Raw genomic sequence first — 21025 nt, forward strand, 5'->3', positions numbered from 1 at the left:
TAGTCTGCGTTTCACCTATCCGCAGCTCTCTCTGGCTATGCCTGTCCCTCTACTACTCCCAATCGTCGCTTTTGTTAAAATATTTCGATCATTTTCGAATTATTCATAACTATAATCGCAGCTGAAAAGTTTGTCAACATTTCTTACAAATCAATTCACTTGGAGCTTTACTTTGCCCAATAAACTAAAATCAGCTTCATACTGCCCTCTACCTAATGGAATTGGAGATAGAAAAGTACCTGAACTGATTACCATTCCTTTTTTCAGGAACAAGTTCTTTTCAGCTAATTTCTCTGTCAGCCAAGCAACTGAAGTGACCGGATTCCCCATTACTTCTGAAGCAAATCCCGTTCCTGCCTCCTTTCCATCATGTGTTAGTGTAAGCTTGATACATTCCACTTCTTCCAGCGCTAGATCATCCCTGCCCTTATCCGATACAATCACCTTTCCTGTCACACCATTATCGCAGATCAAGTCCATCAGCTGGAACTTCGGGAACCAATCAGCAAACCGGGAATCGGGTATCTCTAAACCGGCTGAGAGAATACTTTTCGCCAATATCTCCTTTTCTTGTGCACCAACACTTAAATCCTCTTTCAAAACAAAGACAATTTCCGGCTCAAGCAGTGGAGATAACATCGAAGCCAGCTCTATTTCTGTATCACCAGTATGTATTGTATCTTCAAATAAAGTCCCATAAGCGGGCTCCTTCGCATCAAACAATGCCTGTGTGGCAGGACTTGTCATACTTATCTTATGCCCATTACTTTGCCTGCCAGTCTTTTCAGCTCTTGTTTTGGCATAAGTCTCCTGTACTTCGTAGGCCTGTTCTAGTGTAAGCTGATGCTGTCGGCTGAAGAAGTTTATTGGCTGCTTTGTTTCCTGGACCTCAAGAAGTTGTGCTGCCAGCTCCTCTTTATTGGTTTGTTTCGTTTGTTCTGGCATTTTTTTCTCCCTCTCTTTGTTTGAATTATCTGATTTATAAGATTATATTACACACATATACTAATTTCCAGGAGAATTCCGTTTTCGCAATTTATTTCATAAAAAGCGCATTGTACAAAAAAAGCACCTATCCATGATAGGTGCTCCTGTCTTGCCTTATTTTTCGATTACTTTCGCATTTGTCACATTCGCAAGGTTAACAACTTCTCCAGCTACACCGAACCAGCCGTTTTCGCTTGCCTTGATCTCGTTTACCACGTGAACATAAGATCCGGACTGATAATCTGTGAATGTATATTTCTCTCCGCCAATGAACGTAAATTCGACATCAAACTTCTCTTGCACGTATAGTGCCTCCTTCAATTTTTATCTCATGGTTTGTTTTCCCTTCGACAGAGCAGTTAAACGTTTATTTGCTTATTATCAAACTATTTAGTAATCTTAAGATATAGCATTTTGCTAAAGAGGGAGATTATGATGGAAAAGTACATATTCTTGCATCTTGTTGGAATCTTTATCCTGATTGGCGGCATATTCTTATCTCTTACAAATACATTCATCGGTGTTAGTATGGCTATTGTCGGCGCACTTTTGCTGGGAGCCGGAGCCTATTTGGTGCCGAGTAAAAAATCAAAGTCTTAACATTAGTGCGCATAATTGCCTTTTCTTTTGAGAAAGGCAAGCATAAACAGTACATTTGGAAGCCAGCAAATCCAAGCAATATAAGCATAGTAAGTTTCATAATGCGAAGTTCCAAAAATAAGTACACATACCCCCAGCCATATTCGCAGCGTTACTGCAGCAAAAGTCAGGCTGTAATTAATCATGGTCCAGCGCCGATGCTGGATTATTTTTCTTTGAAGCACTGCTCTGACAGCGAGGAATACCGTAAACAGCCAACTCATAGCAAGCAGCGCAAAACCAGTTTGCGCAACCAGTCCACCAGTAGCATAGTAAGCCAAATAAAGACCAGACACTCCTCCGCCAGTTACACCTGCTGTATACATATAGCCCATTCGTTTGTGTATCATTTTATTTTTTTGTCTGATTCTATCCAGGAGCAGAAAGGGACCAAGAACAAGCGCGAAGATACTCGTGATGATGTGTATACGGAGCATCACTCCCCATAGCTCTGACAAGACCTCACCAGAACTTATCTTCTGCACGACCAAGCCGGCTTTATCCAAACCGATAATTCCGTACTGGACTACAGAATAACCCGCAATACCAACAGCTAATAAAGTCACAATGCCTAGCCGAATTTGTCTTAGACTCATAATAATCTCCCCTTTTTTGACCAGTGGTCAAATTTTATGATAATAAAAGACCAATTAAATGGTCTTTCTTAAGAAATTAACATGCCTAGCCGCTCCCTCGGCAGCTTCTTCGAAATTCCCAATGCGGTGCAAATGGAGTGATACAAAACCATGCAGTGCAAGGAAAATTGAGTAGATATGGTCATTATGCAGACGAATACCGCTGGACTGTTCTACAGCCGCAGCAAACCTATCATAGCTTTCTGTTGCCGGCCGCTGCATCAAACTATCCATTTCTTCACTTTTCAACATAAACATCAGCTCATATTGATGTGGGTGGTCAAGTCCAAAACGGATGAATTCAAGGAATAAATCCTTTAGTTTATCTGTTCCTTCGTGCAGCATGATTCGATCAATAATACTATTGAGTTCTTGAAAATAAAATTCCAGTACTTCAGAAAATAATGCAGCTTTATTTTTAAAATGATAGTATAGTGCACCATGGCTGCATCCTAAATCTTTAGCAATTCCACGCATGGAGACTTTTTGATATCCTAGCTCGATGAACTGTACCCTTGCCTGCTGGATAATTTTATCCCTTGTTAGTTCTGCCATTTTAATCCCCTTTTTGACCAGTGGTCAATTAAATTATATGGAAACACAACACTATTGTCTACAGTATCTTCCAAAGCGAATTCTCCTACTATTCGACACTTTCTATCAAAGAACTACAAATTAAGCCTCTATAAACAATATGTCAAACCGCTTACAATATTAGTAAGTAGTATATAGCGGAAGGATGATGCAATGTGTTGCTTAAGATGAAATGTGTCTCCATCTTACAGGCTTTTAAAAAAGGTGATCCAGGCGGTGCTTCCATTCTTTTTTCACGTTTTTCCTTGTATCTTCCAATTCATTTCCAGAAATAGGTAATAATTAAACTCAACGATATTGGATGGTCCTTCCATTTATGTTACAGTGAACATATTCATTGTAAATAATTAGGGGGATCTTTTTTGAAACGACAAAGTAAGCTCGCTATATCAACGCTTGTTTTGCTTGTACTTCTCGCTGCAGGCTGCAGTAATACAGAAACGGCAGGCCAAGCAAAAAACCAGGAAACTGAAATACATAGTAAAGAAAGTCAATTGAAAGATAAAGAAGCAGTGAAAATTAATGAAGAAGAAGCCGAGGCAGCAACAGAAGAACTGGAGTCGGAAATAAATCAGGGTATTGAGATTTAACAGATGCAGTAAGCACGGAAGACGACATGGCCCAGCTAGATCCAGGATTTGAAGGCTGTTGGGAGTGTGGACGAAGCAGTGACATTACTTTCGGCTAATATTGGTATAACTGAAAATGCAGATCTTGTAATTGATCCCACAGGCGGTGGGGTTACAATGGATGGTACCGGCAACTACTATACGCTGGTTCTGAAGTCCAAATCCATGATAGAAGACGGTGGTTCCGGAACAGCTGGTATTTATCGTGTATATGAAGATGGTGCGATTATCGATGAATATGCACAAGGCTCCCAATAAGGGAGCCTTGTATTTTAAAAATCGTATTTTGCTTCTTTTTTAATTCGCATCGAAGCTTGTGCTTCAGCCAAGTCAAATGCATCTTCAATAAGACGCTGCAGTCGGAAATGCACATCATCATTGATGATTTTTCCGTTCAGGAAATCCTTTTCTTCTGCAAATACGTAGGATGATACAAGATGAGCTTTCATATATGAAAGAATCGGTTTTAGCTGCTGCTCCGCCACTAAGAAATGTTTTGCAGAGCCGGCAGTGACTACGATAGCTGCGACTTTATCGCGTAATGCCTGCGTTGGCAGCAGGTCGAATACATTTTTCAATGTACCCGGAATGGACGCTTGGAAGATTGGTGTTCCGATAAATAGAATATCTGCTTGCATAATCTGCTCCGTCACATATGCCGTATCACCAGTGTAATCTAAATAGTTTCTTCCATCGCTGAATTGCAGCTGATAGTCTGCCAAATCCACTAACACATGTTCTGCATCAGGATAAACCTTAAGCATCTCTTCCCAAAGAAGCTCCATTGCTGTTTTTGTCTTTGATCCGACAATCGAGCCGGATACACCCACCACTTTCATTACTCTGCGCCTCCCTGCTTTGTATATTTCTTGATAGCTGGCAAGATTTCAGTACCGATATACTCGATGTTCCGCGCCATTTTCTCAAAAGGTACACCGCCAAAATCAAGCTGAGCTAAATAACGCTGATGACCGAACTGCTCATGCTGATAAAGAATTTTCTCGATGATTTGCTGCGGGCTGCCGACATTGATGATGCTTCGATGATCTGCACCTTGTGCGAATAGCTGTTTCGGGAATCCCTGGCCATTCGTCTTCTTCATACCTTCGTTTATGTGTGGATAATAATCGCGCAGCGCTTCCTGTGTCGTTTCTGCAGCATAGAAGAAACCCGTCGTTGCCACGGGCAGCTGTGTTGGATCAAAGCCGCGCTCTGTCAATGCTTCCCGGTAAGCATCTATTGTCTGTTTAAACACGCTTGCCGGACCACCGAGCATCGCGACTGTCATCGCTACACCAGCATAGCCTGCTTTGATCGCACTCGAAGGCGTACCGCCAACAGCGCGCCAAATTGGCAAGGATCCGGATACTGGCCGCGGTAAAACTTCCGCATTGCGCAGAGGTCTGCGGAATTCACCGCTCCAGTTGACAATCTTTTCTTCGTTCAGCTGAAGAAGCAAATTGAACTTCTCTTCGAAAAGCTCCTCATAGTTATGAAGATCATATCCAAGCAATTCAAACAACCCGACACGTGATGCACGGCCAGCGATAATTTCTGCACGTCCATTCGATATCAAGTCGAGTGTTGCAAAGTTCTCATATACTCGTACAGGATCTGATGTACTGATGATAGTCGAGGAACTGCCGATTTTAATTTTTTCCGTAGCTTGTGCAATTGCTGCCAGTATGACAGCATGAGCCTGCGATGCAAAATAAGGCTGATGGCTTTCGCCGACACTGAAGAAATCAATTCCAGCCTGATCGGCAAGCTGAGCAAGCTTTACCATCTGCTGGATTCTTTCTTTGGCAGAGATACGTTCACCAGTTCGCGGGTCAGCCAAATGGTCTCCTAATGTGTATATTCCAAATTCCATGCCCTTACTCGGGTCAATACGATATTTTTCCATAGTCCTGTCTCCCTAAGCTATATCTTACATTTATTATCCTCCAAAGCTCACTTATTGGAAAGTACGCACTTAAAAGTGGTATAGTATAGAAAAAGATACTGTGGATTGGAGGATATGAAGAATGAAGGATGTTAACGTGGAAATTGAGCCGGAGATGTGTAAAGTAACGGATGCACTCGGTATTCTTGTCGGAAAGTGGAAACCTGTCATTCTGCTGCATTTACTTGGAAATGGTACACAACGATTCAACGAATTGAAGCGCAGTTTACCAGGTATCACACAGAAGATGCTGACGAACCAGCTTCGTGAGCTGGAAGAAGAGGATATTATCGAGCGCAAGGTATACGCACAGGTTCCTCCGAAAGTTGAATACAGTGTCACAGAATACGGCAGAAGTCTTGAACCGATTCTGCATGCCATGCACGAATGGGGAGCCAAGCATACAATCCATAAGCAATCGAAAAAACACAATCAAGCAGAAGCTAAATAAATAAAAAAGATGAACTGTCACCAGTTCATCTTTTTTTGTATTATGCTAGGTTTTTCAAACGTACTGCTGCTTCTTTCACTTGTGCAAGACCAGCTTCTACGATAGAAGCAGCTTCGCTAGGAGAAGCATTATGACCTTCGATGATTACTTCTTCAATGATTTCCATTCCGAAGATACCGCCGAATACATTGCGCATGTAGTTAACAGACATATCCATTGTTGCAGCTTCTGGAGTAGAGTATACGCCGCCGCGTGCATTAAGGAAGATTGCTTTTTTATCAGTCATCAATTGGATCATGTTGCCTTCAGCATCATACTTGAATGCAAATCCTGCAGCATAAACGTAGTCGATGAATGTTTGCAATTTAGCAGGAATAGTCAAGTTCCATAGTGGGAACGCGAATACAACTACATCAGCTGCAGTAAGAAGATCCATCGCTTTTTGTTTAGCAGCCAATAGACGCTGCTCTGTATCGTTTAGTTCAGCACCAGTTTGTACTTTACCGAAAGCATCGAACAACTCTTGGCCGAAATAAGGTGTATCCTCAGCGAATACATCATAAGTAGTGACAGAAAGGTTTTCTGCACCTTCAATTTCCTGCATGAAAGACTCATACATTTTGCTAGAAATCGCCTCAGAAGCTGGGCGGTTATTTGCTTTGACAACTAATACGTTCATTCTGTAAAACCTCCATTATTCCTCTTTCAAGGATCGTATTCCCCTAAATCCCCTGTTAACTATTATTAAGTTTTTTAGACAACTCAACAAGTACGCACTTAAAAGTGGCATAGTATCTTTTAGGATACTATTAGAAATGACAGCAAAAAAGCAGCCTTCTGGGCTGCTTTCTGTTTAATCTTCTTTATTCTGATGCAGTGGCGGCGGTATCAGCCAGCCTTTTTCCTTCATAAGCTTCAGGAATTTCGCACCTAGCATCGCTTTATTTGTATGGAACTGTCCGAACATCATGCCAACATCTTCTCTGATAGACTGACCCATCATTGTACTGCAGCTGACAAGACCAGCAGCCACAGCTGCAGAAGCCGTAGCTGCTACGTCTGGATCAATAAAGCGTGCTCCAACTGGAATGGATTCGAGGTCCACTTTCGGTGGTTCCGGAGCAGCAGGAGGCAATGCAATGCCGTTTGCTTTCAGTATTTCTGATACTTGCTTAACCTCAGCTTGAGCCCCATCAATTGCTTCGCCGATCAATTTCTTTAAATCATCATCACCAACATGATTCAACAGCATCTGATGATTTGCAATCATCTTATTGCCAGTTAAAACAAACGTCCACAAACCGTATACTTCGCCATAATGCAACGGCTCATCCTGCGGGTTTCCGCTCAAAATTCCCATCGTCATCCTCCTAAACAAGTTCATACTTGTGCCGCCTTTCCCTTGCACAGGTATTAGGATGAACCAAATCAGGAAAAATTATGTGCAAAAAAGCTGGCTCATAGGCCAGCTTAATTACGCTTGTTCTATTATCTGTTCAATTCCTTTACGAAGCGGCGTCACTTGTCTGCCAAGCAATTTCTCGAAATCATCGCTTGCTACTTCCAAAGCACCCGCGCGGATTCCTTTTTGAATGTCTACAAGCATGGGAAGAAGGAATTCCGGAACACCTGCTTCTTTCATAATTGCTGCATAAGTTTCATCGTCCACTTGCTGGATTTGCACTTCCTTGCCAAGGACTTCTCCTACTTCTTTCGCAATTTCTGCTTGAGAAAGAAGCGGTCCAGACAGTTCGTAGATTTTGTTTTCATGCCCTTCTCCTGCTAATACAGCTGCAGCTGCGTCAGCATAATCCTGCTGCAATGCCCAGCCAACTTTTCCATCTCCTGCAGACGTGACCCAAGGCGCTCCTGCAAGAACTCCTTGAATACTGGAAGCCTCATTTTCAAAGTACCAGTTGTTGCGAAGGAATGCATACGGAATTCCTGTATCCATGATCGCTTGCTCTGTAGCTTTATGCGTCGGAGCTAAGAACAGCTCACTTTCCTGTGCATTGACAAGACTTGTATAAGCAATGAATTTCACATTAGCTTTAACTGCTGCTTTCACTGCTTGGGTATGCTGGCGAATTCGAGTCTCATTATCTCCATCCGCAGAAATAAGCAATAAACGGTCCACTCCAGCAAATGCTTTATCCAAAGTATCCGGATGATCAAAATCTCCCTGCCGTACCTCTACCCCTTGCGCCCGCAAATCTTCAGCTTTTTCTGGATTACGCACACTCACAGCTATATTCTCAGCAGGAACTGTTTCCAGCAGTTTCTTTACGATTTTACTTCCAAGGTTACCAGTAGCTCCAGTCACTAACAATTTCATATGTATATAACCTCCATTTTCATGTAATTAATTACATTACCTTACCTTCACCTGTAATCAATATAGTTACTAGTATGTGTTTTGTCAAACGACAGGCCTTATTACAGCAAATAAGGTCCACTAATATTATGGTATTTCATAATACATAAATACATTATCTTTCGACTGCAACCTCTAGAGGATAGCTCATCACAATAAGTATCCCTTTCGAACCAACAACACGGCGTCCAGTATCCTGATAACCATACTTCACATATATTTTACGCGCCAATTCATTTGCTACATTCACGGCAAGGACAATTTCGTCTATATGCGGAAAATGAAGCTGGACAAAATCAGGCAGCTGCTGCAGCGCAGCTTTCCCGTATCCTTTTCCAAGCTGGTTATAATCAGTTGATAAAGTACGCAGCAGGATAGCTCTAGCATTATCCGAATAGGGCATTACTCCTTCTTGTTCATGCAAAACAAAATAAGTCACAAGACAATCATCATCCATCCCCAATATAGCATGACGATTTGGTTCCGCTCGGCACAAAGGGATACTGTCAGACGGATGTGCAGTAAAACGGAGTTGTTCTTCTGATAATGTATAAGTGTCCATCCCGGTTGCGTGTTTTTCTTGAAAGCGAATGAGTTCCATTACTGCCCTCCGTTCAAAAATTGATGAACTAAATTTAAACTGAAAATTAAAAATACGCAAGTACTTTAGATATTTCGAATGAGCGCCTCTTAAACATGACTGTATATTTGTATTAAATTTACATTTATATACTTGATTCAAATATATAATTGATTTAATCTTATATCATGAATAAAACAAGTTTACTCAAAGGTCACTTAGAGATGTGTGTATTATCGATTTTGAAGAAACAAAAAAGCTATGGGTATGAAATTATGAAAGAACTGGAGAAGTACGATTTAAAACTGAAAGGAGTTAGCAGCATCTATCCTATCCTGACTAAATTGAAAGAACAGCAATGGGTTGATGTTAGCAGTCAAATCACGGAAAGTGGAAAAGCGCGTATCTACTACACAATAAATCCTCAAGGAGAAAAATATCTTGAAATGATCATTAAAGATTGGCAAGAATTGCAGAACAATATTAGAGATTTACTCACGAATAACGAGGAGGGATTGTAATGAGTGTGGAACTGACGCAGAAAGAAAAGGAATATATGAATGAAGTAATCCATGAATTAGTAACTGGGAAGGCTACACAGGAACAAATTCGCATTATAAAGCAACAGCTTCAGGAGCATATGGAGGAATCCAGACTGCATGGTTTCGACCCTTTTGAAGACTTGGAAACACCGCCGGAATTTGTAAAAGATTATCTAGAAATAAATCAAGCAAAATACCCCCAACACAAAAAAAGCCCCCTGTCAAAAAAGCATTATCTTGTCGGATTCTTGTTTTTTTCAGTGATCTATTTGATATCCCAGCTTTTTTTAACAATGTTCCTTACACAATCATTCAGTCCGGCATATCAAAATGCTGACTTTAACTACAATATTCTTTACAGCATTTCAGATAATTTATGGTGGAATACTACCCTAATTATAATTAGCTTGCTTTCAGCACTAATAATTACATCTCTCGTAGGCTTTTACAGCTATAGAAGTTTAAATAGGAAGGCCTAACGATGAAGCAGTCTATCCTTGGTTTACTTCTTATTTTATGCTTCTCCCTCTTTCCAAACCCTGTTCAAGCAGATAAGGGTAAAGTTTCCAAATTAACAGATTACCTTGAGAAGTATCTAAAACAAGAAAGAATTCCTGGTGCTTCTATTGCCATCGTGAGTAAAGGCGAGACAGTATATGTATATAATTGGGGCGTCACTGGAGAAGACGAGCACGATGTCACCTCGCAAACTCCTTTTGCCTTAGGTTCCATCAGTAAATCATTTACAGGACTAGCGATTGCGAAACTAGAGATTGAAGGAAAGCTTTCCCTTAACAATTATATAAGTGATTTTCTTCCTGAGCTGCAGCTTAATGGCGCGGAAAGCCAAATAACTATACAGCACCTGTTGACACATACTAGCGGTATAAGCAGTTATGACGGATTAAAAGTGGCTGATTTAGGTATTGAAGAACACATTGAACTGAAGGATACTGCCAAAAGACTGAATGGCATATCACTAACACATACCCCCGGGGCCGTTCATCAGTATAGTCCAGCGAATTACTTAATTCTTGGTGCTATTATAGAAGAAATAACAAACCAAAAATATGGAGATTATATGCAGCAGCATATTTTCGCGCCTCTTCAAATGACACATACCGCAGCTAATGAAACTAAGGCCATTAATACTGGTTTTCGCACCGGGTATCAATCATGGTTCGGTTTTCCGGTTAAAAGTAAACTTCCCTACGACAACAGCGGCACCCCATACAGTACGATTACTTCCAGTGCCGAAGATATGACCCAGTTTATCCTGTTACTATCGGGTAGACATAGCGACGCTCTTGAAGCCTCCATTATGAATAGGTACACAGAAAGACTTGAAGAAAGGAAATCCGATGACTATTACGGTTATGGACTACGGCATACATTGCTTGATTCAGGACAGGACATCGTCTGGCACTCTGGATCCACACCTGATGCACATGCAGAATTTTTCTATATTCCAGAAGAAGATTGGGGAGCAGTCCTTCTGACCAATAAGAATCACATCTTTGAAGAAAAATCCTTACCTTTACTTAAACAAGGCATTATCGACATCATGCATGGAAATGAGCCTGAAAACATACCTCGTTACTTTCCAATCTCTCAATTGGTTTTGTGCCTTATTATAGTTGGACTCTTTCTCTGGACTATTACATTGATTCTAAAAAGAAAGAAGTTCAAGAAGAGGAAAATATTAATAATAGGTTTCCTCTCCTTAATGACTGGAGCATTCATCATTCCGGTCCTGATTTACACTTTACGATCACCATGGCATAGCATCTCAGCATTTGCTCCTGACTTCGCCTTTCTGACAATATCCATTGCCATATTACTAGCTTTAAACGGATTGCTTTGCTTGCTCACTTATTTTCGTAAAGCTTCTAACTAGTACTTTAAACAGAAAGAGCACAAAATATATTGTGTGCTCTTTCTTTCAGTTTCAGCCCCTCACCCATGTAAAATGCCTGCCATGATTATCTGTTTCAGCAACTGTAGCAAAATGTCCCTTACCATCCTTGTAATAATCTAAGTGCAGATTTTTATCTTGAATATTATTGTAGATATGATAAACATCTCTTGTTTCCCCAATTGATTCAACCTTCGTTAAAAGCTTCTTTTTTTCTTCTATACTCATTTGATTAGCAACATGTGTATGGTAGATACAAATTGTTTGGTCCAATGGAATATCCTCAATATAGCGATTTAATAATTCCACCCCATTGCCCTCTATTAAGGTCAACTCATTTTGCAGCACATAATTTGCTGCTTGGTTGAACATAGTTACTCTCTCTTCATGATCTGGCCAGATAAATGATCTGAGCCATAATCTCTCCTCTTCTTCATGTAGATTTACAATATGTAAATCAAAACCTATCCGCAGACCTACTTTAGGAGATTGCTTTTCCATTTCAGGAAACTTATCTCCCTTTACATCTACCATCATTTTTAATGTTGAATCAATACTTCCGTACCATTCATCATTTCCATATGAGTATGCATAGTGATCCCATAACAGTTGCAAGCCTGCACTAGTTCCGATTTCAATTAATGCCAGCGGCTTGTTTGACTTCTTATAAATTTCAGAGAAAACTGGATATAAATAGGCACAACGCCTAACCTCATTGGTTTGGACAAGTCTTACTTTCAATAACTTTGAGATTTCATCTTTATGAAAAAGACAAAACTTCTTAAATTCAGGATAAGCATCCTTTAAACTTTTAGGGTGATTGACGATGCTTGGGTAGTATTCTTTTAAGGGATGTTTCTTTCCTTTCAATAAAAGAAAGTGCACTGATGCAAAAAAGAGATTAGGAATGGGCTGACCAGAACGTGTACATTGACATAACTTCAATAATTCCGTATCACTTGATACGCCTCTTGCTAGTGCAGCATAAAGCGGACTCGAACCTTGACATTCATTATTCGCAAAATCAACAAATGCTCTTGCTATATCTTCAAGGCTTTTCATTCTAATTATTCCTTCCAGTGGTAATAGTATATACTTTCTACTCACCTGCTCTAAAACCTTTTATAGAAAAAAAGAGCATATTTTTATATGCTCTTCTCTCCGATAATATTAAAGATTGCTCGATCTTGTTCATTCTTTAAGACCTACGATGTCACCCGCACATAATATCCATCAGGATCTACTACTCGAAAATCCACCTTCCCCCATGGTCGTGATACAATTGCAGACTCAATATTTTCAGGATATATACGATGTATCTTGTTGAATACCGCTTCCAAATTGTTTACAGGGAGAATAAGCTCTACGCCCTTCCCTTTCTTGGAGTCAGCCATAGCAGTAAAATAGTGATTTTCGCCAAGTACGGATTCATCTGTCAGCAAAAGAGCCGCTCCGTCTTCATTCTTGAAGAGCGCTCTTTTCTCGTTATATTCTGCACAAGGTTTCCCGAACAAACACCGATAGAAAACAATTGATGCAGATAGTTTACGAACGAATAGTTCAGTATGGAACATATCAGTCACCACCACATATTTTTTGTACTATCAGCTATCAGAATAAGGGTCCATTGAATCCATTTAGCTTAGCAATAACTCCAATCTGACCAGCATGATAAGATTCGTGAGAATAGACATGATGGAACAGCCAATGCATCGTCGGTTCAGATGGAGGCTCCCATCCGTCTGAGAAAGCTGGAACAACCACCAGCCTCTTAAAGTCCTCATCGTGTAAGGAATGCAAAACCTGATCTGTTTCCTCCCTGATTCGAAGATATTGTTCTAAAGGATCCTGATTTTCTTCAGATATTCTGCTGTCCTCACCCATCCCTACTTGAAATACCCAATAATCCTCTGTTTGTACCATATGTTCGATTACCCAGGAAATAGTATTATGGTAAGCATTTGCTTCCCATTGCTGCGGGGACAAGTTTCGTAAATAAGGGATAAGAATCTTTCTGACATCATTTCGATATGTAAAGATAAAAAGTCCCTCCTTCCATGAAGGATAATTGTTAATTTATATTGAATATTCTATCAACACAAACAATATTTGGAAAGGATGAGACATTGATGGAGCTCCACTTATGTGTCGTATCTATTAAAGTGACCGATATGGAGAAAGCCAAGGAATTTTATTGTGAGAAGTTAGAACTTCCGCTTGTTAAACAATATGGAGACTCCATTGTGGAACTAGCATTAGGAAGTATGCCCGTGATTCTCGAACTTGTAAAAGGACGAAATACACTGGACTACCACAGCCAGGCTCAAACTGTGCTCGGCTTGCAAACAGATAAACTAGAAAGGACAATGGAAGAATTGAAACAAAAGCAAGTCGAGCTTCTATTCGACAAACCGCAGCCATGTCCGCCTGGCCGATTTACTGTCCTGTCCGACCCTTTTGGAAACAAACTGGAGCTGTTGGAGTTTGCTAAGGAAAAACAGACTTTATCCTAACAAAAAGGGATGCTTACAGCATCCCTTTTTAAGATTCTATCGTACCGAAGATACGGAACTGATCTCTGGCTTCAGGTCTAATCTTCTGACCAAATAGTTTAATGATAGCTATGGATATAAGTTTATAAGCTGTGAAAACAATAAGCGTACGAATTCCGATATCAATGCCAAGAAAAACCCACTCCTTCAGACCGGCTGCCTGAACCGTTCCGGAGCCGAAGGTAATCATCAAGCTCGTGATACCTGAACAAAGATTGGACGTGACGAAAGCCAGAAGCAACTCAACAGATGTCAATTCCCTCTTCATCATCCCAGCCCTTTCCTTTTTGTTTACCATAGCCGCTAAAGCACATTCCAAAACCAGTTTTTGTAAGTAAAATAAAAAAGCTGGAGGAAATCCTCCAGCTTACTTGCCAGCTAAAAATAGTCCTAACTCAGACAATAACGCACTGCCGACATATGTGCCTGTAAAGACAAACACCGCAACAATACCAACTTTCCAGGAAGTTTTGCGCAAATCGACTAAACGATCCACTACCGAGATTCCCGCGAAGGTGAGGATAGGTGTTGTAATAGCAAGAAAGTCTACATACCCAATAGCTGTCACGAAGAAGTCGGATATCATACATAGTACTAAAGAGGTTACCGCCACCCAGCCAAGCATCGGAAATTCCTGCAGGATCTTAATAGGTGTTTTTTTCATTAAATCAGACAGCAGTACACCAATCATCGAAAATAGCCATAATGTCAATAGACCCATGATTGTCATCCATTCAACCGGCGTCGATTCAGGATTCTTAAGCAGCTTGATTTGCTGTGTAAAAAGGATCAGGGCTGTACTAAGCAAGATGACTAGTCCATATTTAAAGTATTTATTCAGCTGCACGGACATCTGCTGGCACCTCCGGTTGTTTTTTCGTTTTTGTTAGTTTGTTGTACAAGAAACGCTGAAGCGGAACTGCCAGGAAGACCATTGTGAAAGTCCCGAGGAAGCTTGTAAGCAGCTGACTGGCTGCTGCATATCCAAGGATCGTGCTTTCCATTTCCGGGACGCGCTCTATCAATGTAGCGGATGAAGCGGTCATCATGCTCGCGGAGCCAACTCCTGATGCCATTGCCAATGCTTCTACACGAAAACCGATATCAAGCATGATCGGTGCAATCAAGCTGAAGAAAATGGTACCGAAAAGTGTACCGATAATATAAAGGGACAGAACTCCCTGTCCTTCCTTTGATTCAAGTGTATACTTCTCCGAAATGTAAGCAAGCTCCCCTTCCCGGCCAAGACCAAGCGTTGCTCCGATTGCTTCCCTGCGCAATCCGATAAGCAATGCTACTGGCAAACCCAATAATACAGTACCGAGGTTACCGAGTTCCTGGGCAATGAATACCCATCCAACATTAAGGATTTCCTTTAATTGCGGCGCAACATCCGCACCGTACCTCGCCATTAGGGGCAGCATGATAAAGATGAGGTACTTGCTGGAGAATTGCACATTCGCCTTGCTGTATATTTTTTTCATGAAACCTTTACGAACAAACGGTAAGCCAAGAAGCATCGTAATTAAAATAGCAAAAGCAAGCGGCAGCAGAGAAACCGAAAATGCCCCGAATGATATGGATTGTGTCCCAATCATTTCAGCTGCGGTGATGACAATAATTGCAAAGAGTAGTAAAATCACATAATTAAGCTTCAATTCCATGCTCCTCCTTTTGTTCTAAAATAGATTCAATCAACTGTATATATTCCGTATAAGACCTTTTGTGCAGCTTGCCTCTATCAATCTTGCCATTCATCTTCCCCAGCACCTGGAACAGGAATTTCGGAAAGATATCATAGATATATTCCGGATCGACATCGATGAAATCATCACCATGAATCGTACCGGTAAATCCACTATAGCCAATTTGGATACACGGCATCATATAGGATAAATCCCCGATATCTCCTGCTGCACTGATGCTGTTATCTTCCCAAATATCCTCAATCAGTTCCTCTTCTTCATAAGCAGCTTTCACAAAAGTGGATAAATATCGATCCTGCTGAAACGGCAAATAACCCATTTGTGTATCAATGTCCACTTCCCCCTGAAGCGCCAGCGCACTGCCTTGTGCCGCAGCATCCAGTCGTTTGGCGACTGTTTGCATATATGGTGTTGATAAGGTGCGCAGATCCGTTCCTACTTTTATGTGATTTGGTATGACATTCGTCGACATATCCGATTCCATCACAATTGGATTCAACCGTACTTTTTCTTTCTCATCCAGCTGCTGCCGGCCGAGACTGATTGCCGTGTGAAACAACGTAGACATGTTATACGCATTGACCGAGGAGAATGGGTCGAACCCCGCATGTGTCGACTTACCTTTGAAGGTGTACCGCTTATACAGGAAGCCAGCCAAATCACAGTTGATTTCAATAGTCCGGCTCTCAAATTCCCCGCCCATCGCATGCACACAGATGCTTAAGTCGATATCATCGAACACACCTAGCTTCATTGCTTCCGGTTTTCCGCCGTAATGTGAAATGGCACCCTTCCGCATCAGCTCTTCACGAAAAGCAAGATCCAGATATTCCTCCGCAGGAACGAAGATAAAACTGATTGTATAATCGAATTGTTCATATGCCTTTGATTCAACTAGCTGGCGATATAGAGATAGTGCAATGCCTACCTGCGTGTAATGCCCGCAGTTATGAGCGGCGCCAGATTCCGGGTCTGCACGAAAATGTGATGGTGCGTAAACAGCATCCAATTCAGCCAAAAACGCAATATGTATAGGCTTCCCTTCCCCAAGGGTCGTTCGCAAACCAGTTGTACTGAACTCTTGAATAGCACACTCCGGATTACATTTTTTCAGATAATCAATGACAATCTGTTTCGTGCGTTCTTCCTTGTAGCCTAATTCAGGATTCTCGTAAATGGATTCTCCAAGCTTCTTAATTTCCTCGTAATATGCGCTGTACAGAAATCCCGCCTCCATCCACTAAATATTTTAACAATTAAGATTCATTTAACTATTCATGCAGGGGAAAGTCAATAGTCAAAAAGGGAGTTTTTGATTAAAAACCGAACCTTAACAGTTTTTTAACTAATAAAATTCGTTAATTATCTATTTTTTCATTTTATCCATCTATGTATTAAGCGGAAATCGGTGCTAATCAGGAAGATTATTCGGTTTTCGTTCTCTGTCCCTTCTGTGACCATTCGACTTCCCAACGTATTTCCCAAAAAAAATACACCGCAAAAGCCGTAGCTTCTGCGGTGTATGACAAAACTATTTTAAAAATCCCCTTGTTTCACTCGCTTGATCAACTCTTCCAACCAATGAATGGTATGTTCCGTTCTAGTTGTGACATAGCCACTCATAAAGTCGATGAATTGTTCTTTATCTTTATCCTTTTGGACTAGCTTATCGAATGTTTGGATTTGCTCCCATCGATCCTTGATTCTCTCTAGCTTATCTTCGAGAATACTGACTACTTTATCACGATCAACATATTTGATATTAGCTAAACAGACAACCATGTCACTTATTTTATCTGCATTCTTCATGACCTTGTAGATCTTTTTCGGCAGTTCTTCGCGTCCCTTTGCTGTAATCTGAAATACTTGTTTATCGGGGCGATGTTCTTCTTTTATGATTTCCACTGCTTCAATTAACCCTTGCTTAGCTAAGGAATCGAAATGATAGTAAAGCTTGCTTTCTGTCAGCCCGCCAAGTTGATCTAATGGGATTGGCTCGGATAACTGTTTTTTTAGTTTATAAGGATAGTTATTATCCTCCATCAGTTTGCTGAGTATGAAAATTTGAATGGACATTCTCTTTGCTCCCTCAAGCAGAATGATCTTATTATATCAAATTTAAACTGTTACTTTAATAGCATCTGTTTCTTCGCTGTTATTTGCGCCTTCTGCCGCTCTCGGTTTGTGGACGAAAGCAACGATGATGATATTAATCAGCATTGCAGCCGCTCCTACCGCTGCCATTGACCAGATAAATGGACTTGGGCTTGTGCTGCCGAACAAATTAGCAAAGTATGCCTGTACAGAATAATACATTGGCGAGATGTGACTCATCCATTCATATGGCGCATACATCATATCACGAGACATTGTCGCACCATTTGCTAGTGTTTGCATCAGCAAGATTGGCAAGTTTAGAATCATACCAGCTTGACCAAGCAAGAAGATAAAGATTGCTGCAAAGTTGAAGCAGACCATATAGTTCAAAATCTGCTGACCCAACATGCCGAAGTACAAATCACCGCTTGGATCATTTACTAGATAGACAATTCCTGTCGCAACCAAAGCAGCAAATACCGCTATTATTAACGCAGTCAGCTGGACATATAGGAATAGGCGGGTTCTGCTTGCTTTTCCTTGGCTTTCTTTAAATGCACCTACTAATTGCATCGCACCAATCATGGCACCAACATAACCAGCCATTGTCAGGAACATTGGCAGCATATTGTTATTCATACCATCCGGCATTTCGTTTATTGTTACAACGTTACCTTGATAAGCTGTTTCAATTTGATTGCTTAGTGCTGCAGCTTGATCCTCTGGTACGTTTAAGTTCATCAATACACCTTCAGCAGTCTGCTGTGAGAACTGAGCACTCAATTGATTGTTGATTTGGCCGACTACTGAGCTCATTGTAGAAGAAACAGTCGTTGCACCAGCTTCATTAATCGTAAAGTCGATACTGGAGGAAGCTTCTCCGCTTTGCACATTCTCAGAGAAGTTCTCCGGGATATGGACAACTAATGCCAGATCATTTTTCTCCAATTCATCTAATGCTTGTTTATTCGTCAAATCCGTTTCGATATCTTTAAAAGGCAGATTTTCTGTCAGCTGGTCTGCAATTGTAGCACCAACTTCTCCAGCATCATCGTTTACGATAGCAACCTTTAATTGGTCGACGTTCCCTGGTATCGCGGAATAACCAGGCAGGAATATCCCCAGCATGAAGACAGCATATAGAATACCCATGAAAATAGCGCCGATAGCTCCTTTGGATTTTAAAAACTGTGTATATTTCATAATTGCATCCTTCCTTAAAGTACGAGGTTATTTTAGTTTATTTAAAGTACTCAAATTAGAGTACTTTTGTTAGAGCAATTAATATCTTATGTTATCTTCTAAATTAAGTCAACAAAGATTTTCTCACATTTTTTGATAAGGTTCAGGTAACCCTTTTTCTCTTCACATAATGGACACAAAAAAAGTCCTTATACACTGTATAAGGACTTTCGTTTACTCAATTACTATTGTTGCTTTTACTTTGCTTGAATCTTCAAGCCTAAAACCGGGTTCCCCGAAATACGGCATTCCATCCTTCCAGAAGAAACGCTGGATGCGTGCATGACGGTTTGGGTCGTACAGCGGATTTCCTTCAATTTCCTTATAAGATCTAGCATGGTAGACAAGCAGATCAAAGCCATCTTCCGTAACAGTGAAGCTGTTATGACCAGGTCCATAAAGACCTGTATTCTCCGAGCTTGTCAGCACAGGCTCAGACAGCTTCGTCCATGATGCAGGATCAAGCAGGTCAGCATCTTCATCTGCATATAGCAGACCCATTGCATAGCGGTCATCCGTAGCACTAGCCGAGAATGTCAGGAATACTTTCCCATGGCGATGCAGGAATGCTGGACCTTCGTTAACGTCGAAACCGTCTGTCTCCCATGGGTGTTCAGGTTCTGCAAGCAGCACCTGCTCACCCTTGATTGTCCATGGATTGATCATTTCGGCAATATATAGATTTGATATGGTATCGTTCTCTGTTTTTTGAGCCCAAACTAGATACCTACTGCCTCGATGTTCGAACGTTGTGGCATCCAGGGAGAAGCTTTGAAAATCTGTATTGATTGCTCCCTTTTCAGTCCAGTCATCGGAAAAAGGATCACCTGTACATTCCAGCACATATGGACGTATGGCCCAAACATCTTCTTTTTCCCCTGCTGCAAAATGTATGTACCATTTCCCGTCTATACGGTGCAGCTCCGGAGCCCAGATATGCTCAGACAATATGCCGGATTCACGAGCCTTCCAAACCGTATGTTCCTCTGCCTTACGCAGACCTTCCAATGTCTTGGCGCGGCGCAGAACAATTCTGTCATACTTCGGATAAGAACCTGTGAAATAGTAGTACCCATCCTCCGCCTTCAGAATATACGGATCAGCACGCTGCTCGATGAACGGTTCTGGGAAGTCATCCGTTTCAATTCTCCCCTCTACTTCATATGTTCCAGCTGTACGCATATCCGGAAGATTCGTCCAACTGACGCGATAGGCTGCTTGCACACCTTCGTCAATCGTTACATCGACTGTCTTTGGAAGCTCAACAAGCTCTCCATGTTTCACACGAACTTCAATATGTTCGACATCAATTGTTTTCATCGTATCTCCTCCATATTCTTAAGTGAATGGAAGCTCCTTGATGGATGGCAGAATCAGATCTGGCTTGATACTAGAAATATCCGCCTGTTCTTTTGTTGTATTTCCCGTGAGCACCAATGCGGTTTTCAAACCGAACATAGAACCCATCGCTATGTCGGAAGTCAGACTGTCTCCAACGATCATCGTCTTTCCTGGGTCACTGCCTGCTCGCTGCATGACCTTTTGGTACATAAAATGCGATGGCTTGCCGACGATAATATCCGTTTTCTTGCCTGTTGATGCTTCAATCGCACCGATCAATCCGCCAACATCCAGCTGTAAGCCAGCTTTTCCCGGGAAAACAGGATCCTGGTTCGTTGCAAGAATCCTGGCTCCGTGGATGACAGCACGAAAAGCCTGATTCAAATCATGATAGGTAACGCCAGTGTGCAATGAGATTACAAGCCAATCAGCATCTTCCGGTTCTTCTGCGAGAGTCAGACCAGCTTCGGTAAGCTCTTCTCGCAGCCCCTCTTCCCCGAGCACCCACACAGGCAGTTTTAGGTAATGCGTCTGCAGATAATCAGCAGCAAGATAGGAAGATAAAATAATATCTTCCTTATCCCAGTGGATACCTTGCTCCTGAAAATATGCTGCAATCTGATTTCGGGAATGCGTGCCTCGATTGCTCAGCCCGATTACCCGTTTACCTGCTTCCTGCAGCGTTCTGATTGTATCAGCCGCTCCGTCAATCAGCGTAAAATCCTTCCATACAGTTCCGTCCAAATCGAATAGAATGCTATCCAATGCTTGATAGAAAGTCATATCCATCGCCTCC

Annotated in this window: 29 protein-coding genes and 1 other annotated feature (1 of these 30 cut by a window edge); of the genes, 8 read left to right on the forward strand and 21 right to left on the reverse strand. The window is 41.4% G+C overall.

Annotation, left to right across the window (positions count from 1 at the left end):
• Positions 1-75 (reverse strand) — a binding site (T-box leader); it reaches 152 nt to the left of the window's first position.
• 75 nt (positions 76-150) lie between these two features.
• Together SFC25_RS08340 and SFC25_RS08345 are read right to left on the reverse strand one after the other, a co-directional pair.
• A complete protein-coding gene (locus tag SFC25_RS08340) occupies positions 151-945 on the reverse strand; it encodes a 2-keto-4-pentenoate hydratase (RefSeq protein WP_411214828.1) in 795 nt (264 codons plus the stop codon).
• Positions 946-1101: 156 nt separating this feature from the next.
• Complete coding sequence (locus tag SFC25_RS08345) at positions 1102-1290, reverse strand: hypothetical protein (RefSeq protein ID WP_038558421.1); 189 nt, start codon at positions 1288-1290, stop codon at positions 1102-1104.
• 129 nt (positions 1291-1419) lie between these two features.
• Here SFC25_RS08345 and SFC25_RS08350 point away from each other — a divergent pair, with 129 nt between their 5' ends.
• Positions 1420-1587: a hypothetical protein gene (locus SFC25_RS08350; RefSeq protein ID WP_411214829.1), complete on the forward strand. Its 168-nt coding sequence runs from the start codon at positions 1420-1422 to the stop codon at positions 1585-1587.
• Positions 1588-1589: 2 nt separating this feature from the next.
• On the opposite strand, the gene SFC25_RS08355 is transcribed toward SFC25_RS08350, so the two are convergent.
• Both SFC25_RS08355 and SFC25_RS08360 read right to left on the reverse strand, forming a co-directional pair.
• Positions 1590-2222: a DUF2306 domain-containing protein gene (locus SFC25_RS08355; RefSeq protein WP_411214830.1), complete on the reverse strand. Its 633-nt coding sequence runs from the start codon at positions 2220-2222 to the stop codon at positions 1590-1592.
• 54 nt (positions 2223-2276) lie between these two features.
• On the reverse strand, positions 2277-2816 hold the full coding sequence (locus tag SFC25_RS08360) for a TetR/AcrR family transcriptional regulator (protein ID WP_411214831.1): 540 nt from the start codon (positions 2814-2816) through the stop codon (positions 2277-2279).
• A gap of 401 nt (positions 2817-3217) precedes the next feature.
• Here SFC25_RS08360 and SFC25_RS08365 point away from each other — a divergent pair, with 401 nt between their 5' ends.
• Both SFC25_RS08365 and SFC25_RS08370 read left to right on the forward strand, forming a co-directional pair.
• Positions 3218-3445: a hypothetical protein gene (locus SFC25_RS08365; RefSeq protein WP_411214832.1), complete on the forward strand. Its 228-nt coding sequence runs from the start codon at positions 3218-3220 to the stop codon at positions 3443-3445.
• 66 nt (positions 3446-3511) lie between these two features.
• Positions 3512-3742, forward strand: a complete 231-nt coding sequence (locus SFC25_RS08370) for a hypothetical protein (RefSeq protein ID WP_411214833.1) — start codon at positions 3512-3514, stop codon at positions 3740-3742.
• Between the two features lie 14 nt (positions 3743-3756).
• Here the strand turns inward: SFC25_RS08370 and SFC25_RS08375 are convergent, their stop codons facing one another.
• On the reverse strand, positions 3757-4323 hold the full coding sequence (locus SFC25_RS08375; RefSeq protein ID WP_411214834.1) for an NADPH-dependent FMN reductase: 567 nt from the start codon (positions 4321-4323) through the stop codon (positions 3757-3759).
• Complete coding sequence (locus tag SFC25_RS08380; protein ID WP_411214835.1) at positions 4323-5390, reverse strand: LLM class flavin-dependent oxidoreductase; 1068 nt, start codon at positions 5388-5390, stop codon at positions 4323-4325. The genes SFC25_RS08375 and SFC25_RS08380 overlap by 1 nt, the downstream gene beginning before the upstream one ends.
• A gap of 121 nt (positions 5391-5511) precedes the next feature.
• Between SFC25_RS08380 and SFC25_RS08385 the strand changes: the two genes are divergently transcribed.
• Positions 5512-5880: a winged helix-turn-helix transcriptional regulator gene (locus tag SFC25_RS08385; protein WP_411214836.1), complete on the forward strand. Its 369-nt coding sequence runs from the start codon at positions 5512-5514 to the stop codon at positions 5878-5880.
• A 40-nt stretch (positions 5881-5920) separates the two neighbouring features.
• Here the strand turns inward: SFC25_RS08385 and SFC25_RS08390 are convergent, their stop codons facing one another.
• The 4 genes from SFC25_RS08390 to SFC25_RS08405 form a co-directional block, all read right to left on the reverse strand.
• Positions 5921-6559: an FMN-dependent NADH-azoreductase gene (locus SFC25_RS08390; protein WP_411214837.1), complete on the reverse strand. Its 639-nt coding sequence runs from the start codon at positions 6557-6559 to the stop codon at positions 5921-5923.
• Positions 6560-6733: 174 nt separating this feature from the next.
• Entirely contained in the window at positions 6734-7240 is a 507-nt protein-coding gene (locus tag SFC25_RS08395; RefSeq protein ID WP_411214838.1) for a DUF3231 family protein, read from the reverse strand.
• Between the two features lie 114 nt (positions 7241-7354).
• Positions 7355-8215 carry an SDR family oxidoreductase gene (locus tag SFC25_RS08400; RefSeq protein WP_411214839.1) on the reverse strand — a complete coding sequence of 287 codons (861 nt, stop codon included), beginning with the start codon at positions 8213-8215 and terminating at the stop codon, positions 7355-7357.
• 154 nt (positions 8216-8369) lie between these two features.
• Complete coding sequence (locus SFC25_RS08405) at positions 8370-8855, reverse strand: GNAT family N-acetyltransferase (RefSeq protein WP_411214840.1); 486 nt, start codon at positions 8853-8855, stop codon at positions 8370-8372.
• Positions 8856-9022: 167 nt separating this feature from the next.
• On the opposite strand from SFC25_RS08405, the gene SFC25_RS08410 reads away from it, so the two are divergent.
• Genes SFC25_RS08410 through SFC25_RS08420 form a run of 3 tightly spaced genes read left to right on the forward strand, consistent with a single transcriptional unit; the run spans position 9023 to position 11273 of the window.
• Entirely contained in the window at positions 9023-9355 is a 333-nt protein-coding gene (locus SFC25_RS08410; RefSeq protein WP_411214841.1) for a PadR family transcriptional regulator, read from the forward strand.
• Positions 9355-9855: a DUF1129 domain-containing protein gene (locus tag SFC25_RS08415; RefSeq protein ID WP_411214842.1), complete on the forward strand. Its 501-nt coding sequence runs from the start codon at positions 9355-9357 to the stop codon at positions 9853-9855. Before SFC25_RS08410 ends, SFC25_RS08415 begins: the two co-directional genes overlap by 1 nt.
• A gap of 2 nt (positions 9856-9857) precedes the next feature.
• Entirely contained in the window at positions 9858-11273 is a 1416-nt protein-coding gene (locus SFC25_RS08420; RefSeq protein WP_411214843.1) for a serine hydrolase domain-containing protein, read from the forward strand.
• Between the two features lie 51 nt (positions 11274-11324).
• Here SFC25_RS08420 and SFC25_RS08425 read toward each other — a convergent pair whose 3' ends face one another.
• The 3 genes from SFC25_RS08425 to SFC25_RS08435 form a co-directional block, all read right to left on the reverse strand.
• On the reverse strand, positions 11325-12353 hold the full coding sequence (locus tag SFC25_RS08425; RefSeq protein ID WP_411214844.1) for a DUF2332 domain-containing protein: 1029 nt from the start codon (positions 12351-12353) through the stop codon (positions 11325-11327).
• A gap of 143 nt (positions 12354-12496) precedes the next feature.
• Positions 12497-12865 carry a VOC family protein gene (locus SFC25_RS08430; protein WP_411214845.1) on the reverse strand — a complete coding sequence of 123 codons (369 nt, stop codon included), beginning with the start codon at positions 12863-12865 and terminating at the stop codon, positions 12497-12499.
• 37 nt (positions 12866-12902) lie between these two features.
• Complete coding sequence (locus SFC25_RS08435) at positions 12903-13367, reverse strand: DinB family protein (RefSeq protein WP_411214981.1); 465 nt, start codon at positions 13365-13367, stop codon at positions 12903-12905.
• Between the two features lie 53 nt (positions 13368-13420).
• Between SFC25_RS08435 and SFC25_RS08440 the strand changes: the two genes are divergently transcribed.
• The gene (locus tag SFC25_RS08440) at positions 13421-13804 is read left to right on the forward strand and encodes a VOC family protein (protein ID WP_411214846.1); all 384 of its coding nucleotides are present in this window, start codon (positions 13421-13423) and stop codon (positions 13802-13804) included.
• Positions 13805-13832: 28 nt separating this feature from the next.
• On the opposite strand, the gene SFC25_RS08445 is transcribed toward SFC25_RS08440, so the two are convergent.
• The 8 genes from SFC25_RS08445 to SFC25_RS08480 all read right to left on the reverse strand — a co-directional run bounded on the left by SFC25_RS08445 (position 13833) and on the right by SFC25_RS08480 (position 21012).
• A complete protein-coding gene (locus tag SFC25_RS08445; protein ID WP_411214847.1) occupies positions 13833-14114 on the reverse strand; it encodes a hypothetical protein in 282 nt (93 codons plus the stop codon).
• 96 nt (positions 14115-14210) lie between these two features.
• Positions 14211-14696 carry a hypothetical protein gene (locus SFC25_RS08450; protein ID WP_411214848.1) on the reverse strand — a complete coding sequence of 162 codons (486 nt, stop codon included), beginning with the start codon at positions 14694-14696 and terminating at the stop codon, positions 14211-14213.
• Positions 14677-15507, reverse strand: a complete 831-nt coding sequence (locus SFC25_RS08455; protein WP_411214849.1) for a DUF3100 domain-containing protein — start codon at positions 15505-15507, stop codon at positions 14677-14679. The genes SFC25_RS08450 and SFC25_RS08455 overlap by 20 nt, the downstream gene beginning before the upstream one ends.
• Positions 15491-16786 carry a M20/M25/M40 family metallo-hydrolase gene (locus SFC25_RS08460; protein WP_411214850.1) on the reverse strand — a complete coding sequence of 432 codons (1296 nt, stop codon included), beginning with the start codon at positions 16784-16786 and terminating at the stop codon, positions 15491-15493. Before SFC25_RS08460 ends, SFC25_RS08455 begins: the two co-directional genes overlap by 17 nt.
• A 299-nt stretch (positions 16787-17085) precedes the next feature.
• Positions 17086-17625: a PadR family transcriptional regulator gene (locus tag SFC25_RS08465; protein ID WP_411214851.1), complete on the reverse strand. Its 540-nt coding sequence runs from the start codon at positions 17623-17625 to the stop codon at positions 17086-17088.
• A 42-nt stretch (positions 17626-17667) separates the two neighbouring features.
• Positions 17668-18849, reverse strand: a complete 1182-nt coding sequence (locus tag SFC25_RS08470) for a YhgE/Pip domain-containing protein (RefSeq protein WP_411214852.1) — start codon at positions 18847-18849, stop codon at positions 17668-17670.
• Positions 18850-19062: 213 nt separating this feature from the next.
• Complete coding sequence (locus SFC25_RS08475; RefSeq protein ID WP_411214853.1) at positions 19063-20208, reverse strand: family 43 glycosylhydrolase; 1146 nt, start codon at positions 20206-20208, stop codon at positions 19063-19065.
• An 18-nt stretch (positions 20209-20226) separates the two neighbouring features.
• Positions 20227-21012, reverse strand: coding sequence for an HAD-IIA family hydrolase (locus SFC25_RS08480; RefSeq protein WP_411214854.1), 786 nt, complete (start codon positions 21010-21012; stop codon positions 20227-20229).
• Between the last annotated feature and the right edge of the window lie 13 nt (positions 21013-21025).

It is taken from the genome of Terribacillus saccharophilus, from assembly GCF_046592595.1.
GTDB lineage: Bacteria > Bacillota > Bacilli > Bacillales > Amphibacillaceae > Terribacillus > Terribacillus saccharophilus_C.

Excerpts from the sequence above, each read along its gene's own strand:
- SFC25_RS08340 (WP_411214828.1), bottom strand. The coding sequence starts at position 945 with ATGCCAGAACAAACGAAACAAACCAATAAAGAGGAGCTGGCAGCACAA.
- SFC25_RS08350 (WP_411214829.1), top strand. The coding sequence starts at position 1,420 with ATGATGGAAAAGTACATATTCTTGCATCTTGTTGGAATCTTTATCCTG.
- SFC25_RS08355 (WP_411214830.1), bottom strand. The coding sequence starts at position 2,222 with ATGAGTCTAAGACAAATTCGGCTAGGCATTGTGACTTTATTAGCTGTT.
- SFC25_RS08360 (WP_411214831.1), bottom strand. The coding sequence starts at position 2,816 with ATGGCAGAACTAACAAGGGATAAAATTATCCAGCAGGCAAGGGTACAG.
- SFC25_RS08375 (WP_411214834.1), bottom strand. The coding sequence starts at position 4,323 with ATGAAAGTGGTGGGTGTATCCGGCTCGATTGTCGGATCAAAGACAAAA.
- SFC25_RS08380 (WP_411214835.1), bottom strand. The coding sequence starts at position 5,390 with ATGGAAAAATATCGTATTGACCCGAGTAAGGGCATGGAATTTGGAATA.
- SFC25_RS08385 (WP_411214836.1), top strand. The coding sequence starts at position 5,512 with ATGAAGGATGTTAACGTGGAAATTGAGCCGGAGATGTGTAAAGTAACG.
- SFC25_RS08390 (WP_411214837.1), bottom strand. The coding sequence starts at position 6,559 with ATGAACGTATTAGTTGTCAAAGCAAATAACCGCCCAGCTTCTGAGGCG.
- SFC25_RS08395 (WP_411214838.1), bottom strand. The coding sequence starts at position 7,240 with ATGGGAATTTTGAGCGGAAACCCGCAGGATGAGCCGTTGCATTATGGC.
- SFC25_RS08400 (WP_411214839.1), bottom strand. The coding sequence starts at position 8,215 with ATGAAATTGTTAGTGACTGGAGCTACTGGTAACCTTGGAAGTAAAATC.
- SFC25_RS08405 (WP_411214840.1), bottom strand. The coding sequence starts at position 8,855 with ATGGAACTCATTCGCTTTCAAGAAAAACACGCAACCGGGATGGACACT.
- SFC25_RS08410 (WP_411214841.1), top strand. The coding sequence starts at position 9,023 with ATGAATAAAACAAGTTTACTCAAAGGTCACTTAGAGATGTGTGTATTA.
- SFC25_RS08415 (WP_411214842.1), top strand. The coding sequence starts at position 9,355 with ATGAGTGTGGAACTGACGCAGAAAGAAAAGGAATATATGAATGAAGTA.
- SFC25_RS08420 (WP_411214843.1), top strand. The coding sequence starts at position 9,858 with ATGAAGCAGTCTATCCTTGGTTTACTTCTTATTTTATGCTTCTCCCTC.
- SFC25_RS08425 (WP_411214844.1), bottom strand. The coding sequence starts at position 12,353 with ATGAAAAGCCTTGAAGATATAGCAAGAGCATTTGTTGATTTTGCGAAT.
- SFC25_RS08430 (WP_411214845.1), bottom strand. The coding sequence starts at position 12,865 with ATGTTCCATACTGAACTATTCGTTCGTAAACTATCTGCATCAATTGTT.
- SFC25_RS08440 (WP_411214846.1), top strand. The coding sequence starts at position 13,421 with ATGGAGCTCCACTTATGTGTCGTATCTATTAAAGTGACCGATATGGAG.
- SFC25_RS08445 (WP_411214847.1), bottom strand. The coding sequence starts at position 14,114 with ATGATGAAGAGGGAATTGACATCTGTTGAGTTGCTTCTGGCTTTCGTC.
- SFC25_RS08450 (WP_411214848.1), bottom strand. The coding sequence starts at position 14,696 with ATGTCCGTGCAGCTGAATAAATACTTTAAATATGGACTAGTCATCTTG.
- SFC25_RS08455 (WP_411214849.1), bottom strand. The coding sequence starts at position 15,507 with ATGGAATTGAAGCTTAATTATGTGATTTTACTACTCTTTGCAATTATT.
- SFC25_RS08460 (WP_411214850.1), bottom strand. The coding sequence starts at position 16,786 with ATGGAGGCGGGATTTCTGTACAGCGCATATTACGAGGAAATTAAGAAG.
- SFC25_RS08465 (WP_411214851.1), bottom strand. The coding sequence starts at position 17,625 with ATGTCCATTCAAATTTTCATACTCAGCAAACTGATGGAGGATAATAAC.
- SFC25_RS08470 (WP_411214852.1), bottom strand. The coding sequence starts at position 18,849 with ATGAAATATACACAGTTTTTAAAATCCAAAGGAGCTATCGGCGCTATT.
- SFC25_RS08475 (WP_411214853.1), bottom strand. The coding sequence starts at position 20,208 with ATGAAAACAATTGATGTCGAACATATTGAAGTTCGTGTGAAACATGGA.
- SFC25_RS08480 (WP_411214854.1), bottom strand. The coding sequence starts at position 21,012 with ATGACTTTCTATCAAGCATTGGATAGCATTCTATTCGATTTGGACGGA.